At 42.5% G+C, this 13,394-nt stretch carries 10 protein-coding genes; all 10 read right to left on the bottom strand.

What is annotated here, in order from left to right; translation table 11 throughout:
• Window positions 1–92: 92 nt before the first annotated feature.
• Window positions 93–1,022 carry a GDP-L-fucose synthase gene (gene fcl, locus TOCE_RS02590; RefSeq protein ID WP_013275336.1) on the bottom strand — a complete coding sequence of 310 codons (930 nt, stop codon included), beginning with the start codon at window positions 1,020–1,022 and terminating at the stop codon, window positions 93–95.
• A complete protein-coding gene (gene gmd, locus TOCE_RS02585; protein WP_013275335.1) occupies window positions 1,015–2,067 on the bottom strand; it encodes a GDP-mannose 4,6-dehydratase in 1,053 nt (350 codons plus the stop codon). Before gmd ends, fcl begins: the two co-directional genes overlap by 8 nt.
• Entirely contained in the window at window positions 2,064–3,338 is a 1,275-nt protein-coding gene (locus TOCE_RS02580) for a WcaI family glycosyltransferase (protein ID WP_041423835.1), read from the bottom strand. Before TOCE_RS02580 ends, gmd begins: the two co-directional genes overlap by 4 nt.
• A 98-nt stretch (window positions 3,339–3,436) precedes the next feature.
• Window positions 3,437–4,615 carry a glycosyltransferase family 4 protein gene (locus TOCE_RS02575; protein ID WP_013275333.1) on the bottom strand — a complete coding sequence of 393 codons (1,179 nt, stop codon included), beginning with the start codon at window positions 4,613–4,615 and terminating at the stop codon, window positions 3,437–3,439.
• A 25-nt stretch (window positions 4,616–4,640) separates the two neighbouring features.
• Window positions 4,641–6,065 carry an O-antigen polymerase gene (locus TOCE_RS02570; RefSeq protein WP_013275332.1) on the bottom strand — a complete coding sequence of 475 codons (1,425 nt, stop codon included), beginning with the start codon at window positions 6,063–6,065 and terminating at the stop codon, window positions 4,641–4,643.
• A 335-nt stretch (window positions 6,066–6,400) separates the two neighbouring features.
• Window positions 6,401–8,023 carry a LicD family protein gene (locus TOCE_RS02565; protein WP_041423834.1) on the bottom strand — a complete coding sequence of 541 codons (1,623 nt, stop codon included), beginning with the start codon at window positions 8,021–8,023 and terminating at the stop codon, window positions 6,401–6,403.
• A gap of 31 nt (window positions 8,024–8,054) precedes the next feature.
• Entirely contained in the window at window positions 8,055–9,182 is a 1,128-nt protein-coding gene (locus TOCE_RS02560) for a glycosyltransferase family 4 protein (protein ID WP_013275330.1), read from the bottom strand.
• Window positions 9,183–9,230: 48 nt separating this feature from the next.
• On the bottom strand, window positions 9,231–10,364 hold the full coding sequence (locus TOCE_RS02555; RefSeq protein ID WP_041423833.1) for a glycosyltransferase family 4 protein: 1,134 nt from the start codon (window positions 10,362–10,364) through the stop codon (window positions 9,231–9,233).
• Window positions 10,342–11,451, bottom strand: a complete 1,110-nt coding sequence (locus TOCE_RS02550) for a glycosyltransferase family 4 protein (RefSeq protein ID WP_013275328.1) — start codon at window positions 11,449–11,451, stop codon at window positions 10,342–10,344. Before TOCE_RS02550 ends, TOCE_RS02555 begins: the two co-directional genes overlap by 23 nt.
• A gap of 527 nt (window positions 11,452–11,978) precedes the next feature.
• Window positions 11,979–13,337 carry a UDP-glucose dehydrogenase family protein gene (locus TOCE_RS02545; protein WP_013275327.1) on the bottom strand — a complete coding sequence of 453 codons (1,359 nt, stop codon included), beginning with the start codon at window positions 13,335–13,337 and terminating at the stop codon, window positions 11,979–11,981.
• Between the last annotated feature and the right edge of the window lie 57 nt (window positions 13,338–13,394).

Genomic DNA, 13,394 nt, shown 5'->3' with positions numbered 1-13,394 from the left:
ATTTTAGTAAAACTAAAATTTATGGTATCAAGCCCTATAGTTTTCTTATATTCCACAGAAATTAAAATTAATGTTCCTAATTCATAACTTCATTAAGTGTAATTTTGCATATACCATTCGTACGTGGAGCGAATCCCATCTTCCAGACGAATTCGCGGCCTCCAGCCTAAATTGAATAACTTGCTAACATCAAGCAGCTTACGCGGAGTTCCATCAGGTTTGCTTGTATCAAATACGATTTCGCCTTTATACCCTACTATCTCCTTAATCAAATTAGCAAGCTCCGCGATAGTCAGGTCTTTGCCAACCCCAATGTTTATAATTTCAGAAGAATCGTAATTATTCATCAGAAACAGGCAAGCATCGGCCAGGTCATCCACGTGTAGAAACTCACGGCGCGGGGTGCCCGAACCCCAGACAACGACGTGCGGCGCCCCGGCGACTTTTGCCTCATGGAACTTACGGATCAAAGCCGGCAGAACGTGCGAGGTTTCAAGGTCAAAGTTGTCCCCCGGGCCGTAAAGGTTGGTCGGCATCACGCTGATAAAATTTGTACCGTACTGCTTGTTATAGGCCTGGCACATCTTTATACCCACTATTTTGGCTATGGCGTAAGGCTCGTTGGTTGGCTCCAGGGCACCGGTAAGGAGGTGCTCTTCCTTTATCGGCTGCGGTGCAAATTTAGGATAAATACAGGAAGAACCAAGGAAGAGAAGCTTTTTAACCCCGTAACGATAAGCTGCATCAATAATGTTGGTCTGGATTAGTAAGTTTTCGCGAATAAAAACGGCTGGATAAGTGCTGTTAGCGAGAATCCCACCTACCTTAGCTGCAGCCAGGAAAACGTATTCTGGCCGCTCAGTCTCGAAAAATCGGTATACTTCCTGCTGATTCGTAAGGTCTAACTCCTGATGAGTCCGGGTAACTATATTCGAATAACCTTCTGCCTGAAGCTTTCTTAAAATAGCTGAACCTACCAGTCCCTTGTGCCCTGCCACGTAAACTTTGGCTCCTTTATGCATTAGCACTTGCCACACCCCTTAGTGCAACTGCATAACCCGCGTCCTTCAATGTCTTTTCTTGATGCGCAAGTAAAAGGTCATGTTCCACCATCATTTTTACAAGGTCCTTAAATGTAACCTTAGGCTTCCAACCAAGCTTCTGTCGGGCTTTAGTAGAATCTCCTAGGAGAAACTCAACTTCTGTCGGGCGAAAATAGCGGGGATCGATTTCTACGTACTGCCGCCAATCCAATCCCAATAGACCGAAGGCTTCTTCCAAAAATTCGCGTACTGAGTGAGATTCCCCCGTAGCAATCACGTAATCATCCGGTTCATTCTGCTGGAGCATAAGCCACATCGCTTCCACATAGTCTCCCGCATATCCCCAGTCCCTTTTAGCATCAAGATTCCCTAGGTAGAGCTTATCCTGCAAACCTAGCTTGATCCTGGTGGCCGCTCGGGTGATCTTACGGGTAACGAAGGTTTCACCCCTCCGTGGCGACTCATGGTTAAACAGAATGCCGTTGCAGATGAACATGCCATAGGCCTCGCGGTAGTTCACAGCGTACCAATAGGCTGCCACCTTAGATACAGCGTAAGGGCTGCGGGGATAAAAAGGTGTTTTTTCATTTTGAGGTGGAGGAGAGGCCCCGAACATTTCCGAAGAACCGGCCTGGTAGAACCGTACTTCTCGCCCGGAGACCTTAATGTAATCTCTGAGGGCCTCCAGTAAGCGCAATGTTCCCGTTGCCACTACGTCCGCAGTGTACTCGGGCTGCTCGAAAGAAACTTTGACATGGGATTGGGCTGCCAGGTTATATACTTCGTCGGGCTGCACCTTCTCCAGAATACGCCGCAAGCCCGTGCCGTCAGTCAAATCGCCGTAATGGAGAAAAAGTCGCGCCTCCTGGTCATGGGGATCACGGTAAATGTGGTCGATGCGGTCGGTGTTGAATGTAGAGGCACGGCGTATGATACCGTGAACTTCATAGCCTTTATTCAATAAAAATTCAGTTAAGTATGAACCGTCCTGTCCTGTGATTCCAGTGATTAACGCTTTTTTCATCTTTTCCTAACCTCCCTCACTAAGGTAATGAGCTTGTCCTCAAAATCTTTTAGGATCCGCTCCTTATCTAAGTAACGCTCCGCATAAAGTCTTGCATTACGTCCCATTTGCTCCCGTAGGATTGCCGATTCTGCTAAAAGCTGCAAGGCATCTATAAACGCTTTTAAGTCTCCTGGAGGAGTAACTATACCTGCTTGGTAACTCGTAAGTACATCATGAAGAGCCGTGCCCGAGTCAGCTGTAGCCACTACAGGCCGCCCAGCTGCTAAAATATTAGTTAGCTTCGACGGCATAACTAAATCCGCAGCCTCGCTTTTCTGGACTACCAAATGCACGTCTGCTGCTGCTAACATTTCGGGAAGGCGCTCTAGAGGCTGCACTGGCAGAAATGTCACATTAGTTAGTTTCATCTCCTCCGCCATCTTCTCCAAACGTTGCTTTGCTACCCCAGCTCCCACTAGCACAAAGCGAAGCTGAGAATAATAACGTAGGTGTTCTGCTGCCTGGAGCACCAACTCCAATCCCTGTTTTTCTCCCATATTTCCCGCATACATGAATAAAATCTGATCCTCAGCCACTCGAAGTTCTTGACGAAAGGCGTTATTCCGTGGCATAGGACGAATAAAAGTAATGTCAGACCAATTAGGAAAAAGCCAGGTATTTTTTTCTGGAACACCTTTGGCAATAATTCGACGCCTCATAGCCTCTGTAATAGTGGAAACTCTAGTAGCGCGTCGTAACAAGAAATTCTCAACAGTATATAACACCTTGCTCAATTTGCCGTTTAGTAATCCCAGCCGCACTGCTACATCAACCTGAAGGTCCTGTATGTGAAATATCCAGGGCACACCTCTGAAAAGACGGTACAACCATGGGTAGACTCCCACCTGCATAGGTGGACAGATTGCAATTACGGCATCATAACTGTTGTTCTGCAATAAAAACAGTAACCAGTAACGCAGAGCCTTAAGAGAGAAGCTGGATTCCAAACGAATGCGTTCGATTGCTCCTATGCGTTCCGGTGAGGGTACAAAGTGAGGAACCCTCAACACTCGTACTCCTTCTATTATCTCTGTGTGAAACCCTTTGTCCTGGTAAGCAGGGTCAACTTCCCAAGACGGGTAGTGTGGCAGTCCTACTATTGCATCAACTTGGTGTCCCCGAGCCGCCAGCCATGCCGCCATCTCACCAGTGTACTTGCCGGTTCCGGTGGGCTCAGGAGTATAATTAATACCATATATCAATAACCTTAGACCCAAAGTACCGCTCATCTCCTCGAATATTCATTTAATTATCTATCCTAATAAGTTTAGTCACGTTTTAAAAAATAATGGTATCCAACGCCTTCGTAAAATGTAACCGTACTCCATTATCCTCGCCCCTTTGCCCGTGAAATAGCCAGTTGGTAGATATTCATCAGCATCTCATAATTTTTCTCAGCCGTGTACTTCGCCTCGTACTCCGCCCGAGCCTCTCGGCGCATCTCCATCAATTGACGAGTATGTGCCCAGGCCCACTCTACCTTTGCTGCCAAATCTTCTGAATCGCCAGCGCGGAAGTGGAAACCAGTGCGACCCGGATCGATCAGGTTCGACATGTTACCAATATTACTTGCGAGAACCGGGAGTCCTACGGCAAAAGCCTCGACAATAGTCATGGGGAAGCCCTCATGCGAAATCGATGGAAAGATTAGAAAACTGGCCTCTTTCATAAGGGCCAATACTTCTTCTCTTGATCTTCGCCCCAACCATTCCACACCTATTAGCCGTTGAGTCGCCTCGATTACTTTTCCGGCTAATGGTCCATCTCCTACTATTTTTAATGGCAATTTTCCTTCTAATCGCTCCCAAGCTACAAGTAAAGTATCCAGCCCCTTCTCCGGTGAAAGACGCCCAACAAAAAGAGTAAATCCTGCCTTCCCCTCACCAACCCCTGGATCGGGATAAACGAAATTAGGCTTCACAACAATTTTTTCTGCCGGAAAACCAGCTTTAATGAATTTCTGTCTAGCAAACTCGGTAAGGGCAACGTAGACATCCACCATACGTTTCCAGGTTCCTAAAACTCGATGAAACGTGAGCATGGTAGCAACTACACCTGAAGCTGCAATACTTCCCCGGTAACAGCGGCGTAGCACCCCCGGCCAGGGAACAAACCGACCCAGACAGTCCTCGCAAACATGTCCTGCACGAAAGAAAAGAGCGTTTGGACAAAGCAGCCGGTAATTGTGCAGGGTTTGTACCACTGGTATATTCTCAGATTTTGCTGCATAATAAGCAGATGGAGAAATAAGAGGAAAGGTGTTATGGAAGTGAGCCACCTGTACACTGTGTTTACTTATAAGGTATCGCAAATCCCAGTAGCTTTTTTGATTCCAGAGAGTATTTCGAATCATACCAGCAGCGCTAAATTTCTCCAATTGGGCGTTATTAGCGGTATAAAAAAACACATTGTGACCCTGATCCGAAAGGAGCATCTTTTCGGAGAAAAATACTGAATCTTCACCACCCGGCTGTCTGTAGTGGTTATGGACCAAGAGTATATTCAATTAGTTCTACCTCCAAAATCGTTGTTCACCGCTTACAATTAATCTTTGTTACTAACAGCATGAATAATATATTTGGAATTAGGTAAGCAAATGTAGACATTAAATCGCCTCTAAGGAAAAAAATCTGATATGGTGCAAAAAAGGGAACAAATATATCGAGAAAGGAAGCACCATTTTGCTGGCTTAGATATTGGTGTTCTATATTCTTAGTAAGGATGCCATACACTGTAAAAATAATTATTACAGCTATAAATCCTCCATTTAGATAAGCCTCTGCCCACAATGGGCAAGACAGATTAGTATAGTAATACCCTGAGTTAAGTGCAATAAACTCACCTGAACCCAAAGGCTTGTTTGGCCACAGATTTCGAGGTATAGCAAAAAATATCACCCCGAGCAATTGTTTTCCCCATGTTATTCCCTTCTTAGATACATATGCCACGGTATTTGAGAGTTGTTGAAATGCATCATAATCGCCATTACCCACTAGATGTTCATAAATGGGTAGAAATTCAAGAGATTTTAGAGAAACATCAGCTCTATTTCTAAACAAATCCGCATAGGGGAATATGATGAGCAGAAAAGTAATCATCATAAGTGTCCACAATGGGAACGAGGTTTTCTCATTCCATTTTAAACCAATAAACAATAAACTAATTACAACGAATCCAAATCTATAACGTGCTGTTGAAATAGGATTGTTGATATATAGATTTAACACAATTAACACAATAAGAAATATAAATTTAAGTATGTTTTTTTTAGTGAGATAATTATTCGTTCTACGGATCCAGATAACAAAAACTGATTGTAAAGATACAAAAATAATAGCTCTTAACAAATTATCTAACAGCAGCAGCTGTGACTTCGAGTATAATTCATTTAGATAAGCGTTTCTGACTGCCCGTGCAAGTAGAAAAATATCGAATCCACCGAAAAAGGCCACAATAATAACTGCTGCAGTAACAATTGATATAGGTGCAAACAATAATATTTTGCGTTCATCCAATATTAGTTTTGGCGTATAATTTGTATTGTTTGTTTTAATAAGGTGACCAGCCAGAAACATTCCAACGTCATAAAAAAGCAAACCGGTAATGGAAATGATTAGAGCATAAGTAACATGGTATTCGGAGGTTGTTATAGGCCATGGCATTCTCCCCACACTTACCTGAAATAATGGTGAAATGCCAAGCCAGATATATACGAAAACCCAAAAAGTCATGCTCAATAAACGCTTTAGCCCCTTAGCACTAAGTATAGCCAACCGCGCACTGCTATACCAAATAATGAATAAAGTTAATATTCCATTAGAATTTATTCGGAATTCAGAAATATTTATTATAAAGCTTAATGGAAGAATTATTGCCAATAAATTAAACACAAAAATTAACCAAAATATTTTTGTGTAACAAAAATATTTTTGATTATTGCTAACTCTTTTGTTCATGTTTGACGTGCTCCTGTGTAAAACTTAGATAACTTTTGACATTTACTAATTAAATAACGCAATTCTTGCATAAAATGCATGGCTCGCTGAATGTAAACTATTATGTCGGGCTTATACCAAAACCACCTAGTTCAAGAGAGTTAAGGAAGTTTTTTTACCATGACCATGTGATGCATGTTTATGTTAGTATTTGTATATGTATGCAAGTATTTATAAGATAAAAATCTTTCATTAAATTAACAATAATACCATAAATAACGATATTTTACTCTCAACATAACACAAATTTTCCGCCACTTTTATGCCAGTTTAATTTTCCAATTCTTTTTATCAGCCTAATTTAACTCTATAAACGAAAAAGCATGATGACTTTTTCTTTTTTCGATAGGAGGAAGTTTCATAAAATCACCGTAAATCTTACTTAAATATGCAACTGGATCCTCAATGCTACTAAAATTATATCCTTCGAATTCAATTTTTTTCTTTTCTCCAACATATTTTCTTGGAATAAATTCTTTCGAACCCCATGCTCCAAGATAGTTGCACACAATATCGGAATTGTAATAATCATATTTTCTAAGAAGGTTCTCTAATCTTTTGTGGATATTTTGTATAGTTATCTTCTTTGAAAACAACTTAAAAATAAGTTTAACGAGGTCCATAATTTTTTTCTTTAAAACTCCTTTTAAACCACGATCTTTAATTATTTTATCGTTACAATAGTAATATTGAATTATAACTCTGTAGAACTTGATTCGTGAATAATGTATTCTCCTTAATAGCCAGTTTTTTGGGGAACCATCAAAAGGTGCATCTAGAAGGGGTTGACTTACCAATGCTGTGATAAAAAGCGGCATAATCATTATCGCAAATTTCTTCCTTGCACGAGCAGGAGCGGATAACACACTAACAATATAAACACCAATAGCGAGAATAAACCCAATGATTCCTATTTGTTCGGTAGCTGCCACAAGGTTAATGCCGGCGTTAGACCTGTTAACTCCATAAAGGCCAATTCCAAAGGGCTTCTCCAAGCCAGCAACAAAACCCTGAATCATGTTGTCTACTCGATCCGAAATTGATGTCTCGTGTGTTAGGAGTTTATCACTAAATCCGAAACCCGGAAAATGCAAGAATGCGATCGCTCCCACAATAATTAAAAGAACACCCATAAATGCACTAGTGAATCGGCTAAAGAGGATTAGCCGAAATTTCCAGTATTTTCTTCTATTATTACTTATAAATAAATGCCATAAGCCAAGAGTTATAGGTGTTAAGAACAAGGTCGCAGTTGAAAATGTAAATACCAATTGCATCAATAGTCCGAGTATCACCCAGAATTTTTCTTTGAAATTAAGTGCCCGAACGAGCATAAAGTTAGCAAATGCTTGAAGGATCCCTGGTTCTCTAAATACACCTTGATCTCTTAGAAGAACAAAGTCTCCAAATGTATATCTCCCGTACCTTATAGTAAATGGAAAGTATATTTGACCAGCTGCACGGTATGAAGGTGTTACTATTTGTCCGAAATATAAATTATTCAGCGGGTAGAAAAAACTAACAACAAAAGTTATCAACGAAGAGTATCCAAGGATTGCCATTATCCTTCCAAACCATCGAAAGAACAAGTAATTTCTTTCACCTCTCGCTAATATTAAAGCAACAGCCCACACAGTGATAAAGTTAAGAATAAAAGCTTTGACCGCGAAAACGAAATTTGATGATATAAAAAGCAAAGCAGTAATCAGCATATAAAACCACAAAAACGAAAACCAAAACAAAAACGGCAAATACTTTTTGATCCTACCTGGTATAACAAATCTATGTTTTATAAGGTCAAGTATCAAGATTGCAGTAATGATCCCTAATCCATATTCAGAATACATTTCTCCAAATATTGACGGTCTAAGCATGAGAACACCGCCTATCGTCAAGGCTAATATTATAAACTCATACACCTAATTTTCCCCCAACACACCTAGCGTAATTTTAGCAAAATTGTTCTGACAAAAATAAACAACTCACAATACAGTGCGCGTAACGTTTGGGCGAATGCATCATCCCCCACTTTGAAATTTCTTTGCTGCGCCTAAGATGAGCATTGCTTAGTGACATATTGAGGGATCTAATAAAATCTTCCTCATCGATGGGATTAAAGGCAATGCCGACCTCTACCGGTGCCCTTTCGACAAGATCAAATGTTGCACCTGCGTACCTCGAGGCTAAAACCCATAACCCTGCCGCCAGAGCCTCATTGACTACTAACCCCCAAACCTCAATCAAAGACGGCATAACCAACACATCCGCCCAAGCATAATAGCGTGCCGTTTCTTCCAGTGTTCGCGTACTTCCAGCAAAGATAATGTTGTCCATGCCATTATCCTTCGCAAACATTTTCAGTTCATCTTCAAGAGGGCCATAGCCCACTATAATAAGTTCAGCTCTCTCCTTTGGTAAAGCACGAAAAGCACGAAGAAGCTGCCTTACTCCTTTACGCTCGATTAATTGCCCCACATACAGAAATCGGGTGCGTTTATCTATCCGCGGGCCCATTTCAACCCGATATGACTCTACAAGGCCCGCCACTCTCTCCACATCAACTGTATTCGTCCCCGTCACGATGCGTTCTATGGGAATACCCATATTGATCAAGTATTCCGTGGCTCTTGTACCATAGGTAATATAGGCATCTGCGAGCCGCAAGATGTGCTTGCGCACCCAAGCCACTGGCCCGCGGCGGGAACGGCTGCTGAGAGCATGGCTACCCCACCAGATTACTAATCGAACTCTATGCAGCTTAGCATAGGCAATGGCCATAAGGTAACTGGGTGTCTCATACCCTGATACAATAAGGTGCGTAGGACGGTATTCATTGAGTTCGCACCATAGCGTAGGATTCAAGTAAATAGCCCAATCACGGCTGGGAACATACCATTGTTTACCAGGGAGAATACGGTATTCAAAAGCATAGCTACCGAGATCCTTTATTTTCCATATCCGGTTGGGTTCGTTTTCTGCACATAGAAAAATACGAAGATCTTCCACTTCCTTACCCAACGCATCCCAAACTGGAATGCGGTATGGAGAGGCTATATTCGTAACAAGGGCAACCCGCAAGGTTCTTAACCCCCTTTGGACAATAACTACCTACATAGCAGGTAAATGCTATTCTGAGCTTACATAGCTTTTCATGACGGCTTCAATAAAAGCATCGGGGCTATGATCTCGGCAAAACTCTGATTGAAGAGTGCAAATCTGTTTCTCCTCCAAAACTCGAAGTGCTTGAGCCATCCCACAGATGTCTTCTGGCGGAAATAGAACTCCCAACCTATATTGCTCTACAGTTTCCGCTAACACTGGAACACTTGCTGCTGCCACGGGAATTCCTAGAGAAGCTGCAAGCGTAAGAGGTCCGCTTTGTCCACTAAAGATAGAACGATACGGTAGCAGAACAACATCCGCTGCCAAGAAAAAATCATTAATAATTTCTTCGGGGATATACTGAAGGTGAAGATGTAACCGTTCACGGACTCCATGTCGACGAGCTAGTTCCAGCAAAGTAACTTCATCAAAGCTTTCTGATTTTCCCGCCACGAGTAAGTGCCAATACGTATCCAAATGCATCAGCGCTTTAACCGCTAAGTCTACTCCCTTATCGTAACGAGTACCTCCAAAGACCAACACCAGTCTCGAACCTTTAGGCAGCCCAAGACTTTCTCGCAACAAACGTGCTCTTAGACGTGACTCACTTGAATCGTGAGGCTCAACCGGATAAGGCACAAAATCAAATGTACGGTGCCCCACCCTCTCAGCTAATGACTTCTGTAACCAGCGAGAATGCACTATAATACGAAAACCCCGAGCAGCCAACCGACGCAAAGCCCTCACTTCGAAAGCAGCTCGCACCCTTTGTAAAGGACGTGACAAAAACTCAGGAAGCATATAGCCCCAGTGTAATGTGGCCCTATACTGCATCCCTAAGACCCCGCTCATTGCCAGCACCAACGCAAAACGGTCTAGATAAAGGAAGTGAATAATGTCTGGTTTCATTTTTTGGGCAAAATTTACGGCAACTTGCATGTAATGAAATTTTTGCCACTCTCGGATGATTGCCTCACCTTTACCCTGTAACTCTAAGGGTACCCCTTCAATTATCAAATTCCCAAGCCCCTTGAGCAACTGAGGGTCACCAATGGCCACTACTTCGCTTCCTCTATTCCGTAACCCTTTAGCCAAAATTCGAGCATAGCTCACATGGTGCCCTGTAGAAAACGGATCAATCAACACAACCCTTCTCATTATCCAGCACCTCTTTGAACAAGGACAGATATTGCTCAGCAGTACGCTGAAAGCTGTATGAGCTCAAATCGCGTACGTGTCGCATTTTTTCAGCCAAAGCCAACTGGATCCGATCACCAAACTCTGGAGTATTCTCAGGACTAACCAACCACACACCCGGGTATTTTTCAGCAAACGCAAAAGCCGGAATATCCGACGCGATTACTGGAATCCCAGAGGCCAGTGCCTCGAGAAACGCAATACTGGAAGCCTCCCGCACCGAAGGCATTAACAGTAAATCAGACACCGCAAGAAACAATTCTAAATTAGATTGCCCACCCCAAAAACGAACTCTCTCTGCTATCTCGAACGATCTTACCTTATCTAAAAGAGCGTTGTAGTAGCTTTTATCTTCAATCGGGCCAATAAACCAAAGTTCCACATTTGGATTTTCCCGCATTATGGGTATAATTGCTGCCAGGCTGAGGTGCTGTTGTTTTACCGGAGTAATACGCCCTACTTGCAGAACGATCTGAGTATGACCAGCTAGTCCAAAATATTCACGATGTTTTGCACGGTTTTGGGCGGCAAGGATAAAGCGATTTATGTGGATTCCATTTGGTATAATTTTTATATGAGCTTTTGGAAACCTTCGAATATAGTACCGAGCACTTTCATCAGAAACAGCAACCACTCTAGCAGACTTCCACCTTAGAATGTATTCAGGTAACCTTAGCCGCCAGTCTCGGTAGTCATCAACCGCGTGTAACACGGAGATAACTTTTGGCATTTGCCGATTAAATAGCGCGATTCTTGTATAAAGTGCCGGAATTGCTGAATGTGCAACTATTATGTCTGGTCTAAACTGAGCTAACCAGTTCCATAGTGCAAGCAAACGCGAAGTCTTTTTTAAAGGGCTTACAGGTAAAAAACATTTGACGCCTGAAATTGACAGATTCTCTATTATTGGCATAAAGTCATCTTCTGGTGGATTAAAAGCTGCTATCCCGACTGCAATACCTTGAGAACTATGGGTAACGGCTAAGTCTTTAACTAGTATTTCTGCTCCTGAAAATCTTGGTTTTAATACTATATGGAGAACTTTCACTACTTACCTCCTCACAGTATATATAAAAATTTACAATACCTTACTTTTATTACTTAACGATATACATAATCCAAATTACTTTCACATGTGCCAGATACCAAGGTTACATTTCACACTCTAAGAAGAACTAGTCAATTATGCATTGTTTATTTTAAATTTAAGCCCCGAAGGTATGTTGCTTAAGATTTATAGCCGAGTATCCTGCGCGCATTACTTATATCTACAAGAGTTTGCTGTAAGTCTCCTGGCTTGACAGGAACGAACTGTAATTATACCTGCATATCTATCTATCTTAGAAAACTAAGCCGCTTGATAGCAACACTGACAGAGGAGGAAAATCTCTATCGGATATTTGCTCATAAAATAAAGTAGTTAGTTTATTGCTAATCGAGATATTCTTTTTATTGGTAGTTGACGTGTAAAAGGAGCAAAATTATCCACCACTGTAAAGTGCTTATCTTTTGCTAGAAGCTGTTTCCACCAGATGAATTCCAATTAAAACCGACCACTCGTAACCAGTGCATGTTTCATCTCCCCACTCCCATATAGATGAACCCCGCCTGGCGAGCCTGTTCTGGGTCAAAAAAGTTGCGTCCGTCTATAAGAACTGGCTGGTTCATCCGCTTTGCAAGAAGAGCTAGATTTAATTGCCGGTATGTTTCCCACTCCGTAGCCAGAATTATGGCATCACATCCTTCAGCCAGGGTGTAAGGATCTGCCGCATAATCAACCGGAAGCTCTTTCAAGACCAATCTGGCTTTGGGCATAGCAACAGGGTCGTGCACTTTTACATGTGCCCCACGCTCGATAAGAATTCGCACAAGATCCAGAGCTGGAGATTCCCGAATATCGTCTGTTCCCGGTTTGAATGCCAAGCCCAATATACCTATGATCCGGCCACGGAGGATTTTCAGCACACTCTGCAACTTTTCCACTATCAGAGTGCGCTGTCTAGTGTTGACAGCTCGAGCCGCTTCAATAATGGGCATGGTATAACCGTACTCAGCGGCAACCGCCAGTAAAGCAGCGGTGTCTTTTGGGAAACATGAACCTCCCCATCCCAGTCCGGCCTGCAAGAAACGGGGACCGATGCGGGGATCAAGGCCTATTCCCCGGGCTACTTCTTTTATATCCGCCCCAACTTTTTCGCAAAGCCCAGCAATTTCGTTAATAAAGCTAATTTTCAGAGCCAAAAAAGCATTGGCTGCATACTTTATCATTTCAGCGCTGGTTAAATCGGTTATAATCAAAGGAGGAAAAGAATATCCATCAGGGCGTGGTAATGATGACGGTGGAGCAAATGATTGCTCTAAAATTGGCCTATACAGGTTTCGTAAAGTTTCTATTGCCTCCGCCGTTTCTGCCCCTACGACAATGCGATCTGGGTACAGCATATCTTTTAATGCCATTCCCTGTCGTAAAAATTCAGGGTTGGAAGCAATGTGAACATTCGCTTTAACTCCCCGCTCTGCCAGCGTTTTAGTTATTATATGCATAACTCTTCTATTAGTCCCAATAGGCACAGTTGATTTTATAACTATTACGTAGGTCCCACCGGAGACCATTCCCATGGCCGCTTGACGTGCTGCTTCTTCAACATAGCAGAGGTCTGCTTCTCCGTTCTTTTTGGGAGGAGTGCCCACCGCAATCATTATTACATCTGAATCTGCAACCGCTCCAACAGTATCATTAGTAAAACTTAGCCTTTCCCTACTTTTATCCAGCAGTTCTTCTATTCCGGGTTCGAAAATAGGACTCTTACTCTCTTGCAGCAGCCTCAGTTTTTGGGGATCTTTTTCTATACCTACCACATGATGATCCAGGTAGGAAAAGGCTACTGCCGCAGCAAGACCTACGTAGCCGATTCCGATTATGGTAATGTGCATTTTTCTAATTAACACTCCCTACATGAAAGTTTTATAAAAATAACCAAGCTGAATGTA

Source organism: Thermosediminibacter oceani DSM 16646 (genome assembly GCF_000144645.1).
Lineage (GTDB): Bacteria > Bacillota > Thermosediminibacteria > Thermosediminibacterales > Thermosediminibacteraceae > Thermosediminibacter > Thermosediminibacter oceani.
This window is presented reverse-complemented; position numbering and strand designations above follow the sequence as displayed.

Excerpts from the sequence above, each read along its gene's own strand:
- fcl (WP_013275336.1), bottom strand. The coding sequence starts at position 1,022 with ATGCATAAAGGAGCCAAAGTTTACGTGGCAGGGCACAAGGGACTGGTA.
- gmd (WP_013275335.1), bottom strand. The coding sequence starts at position 2,067 with ATGAAAAAAGCGTTAATCACTGGAATCACAGGACAGGACGGTTCATAC.
- TOCE_RS02580 (WP_041423835.1), bottom strand. The coding sequence starts at position 3,338 with ATGAGCGGTACTTTGGGTCTAAGGTTATTGATATATGGTATTAATTAT.
- TOCE_RS02570 (WP_013275332.1), bottom strand. The coding sequence starts at position 6,065 with ATGAACAAAAGAGTTAGCAATAATCAAAAATATTTTTGTTACACAAAA.
- TOCE_RS02555 (WP_041423833.1), bottom strand. The coding sequence starts at position 10,364 with ATGAGAAGGGTTGTGTTGATTGATCCGTTTTCTACAGGGCACCATGTG.
- TOCE_RS02545 (WP_013275327.1), bottom strand. The coding sequence starts at position 13,337 with ATGCACATTACCATAATCGGAATCGGCTACGTAGGTCTTGCTGCGGCA.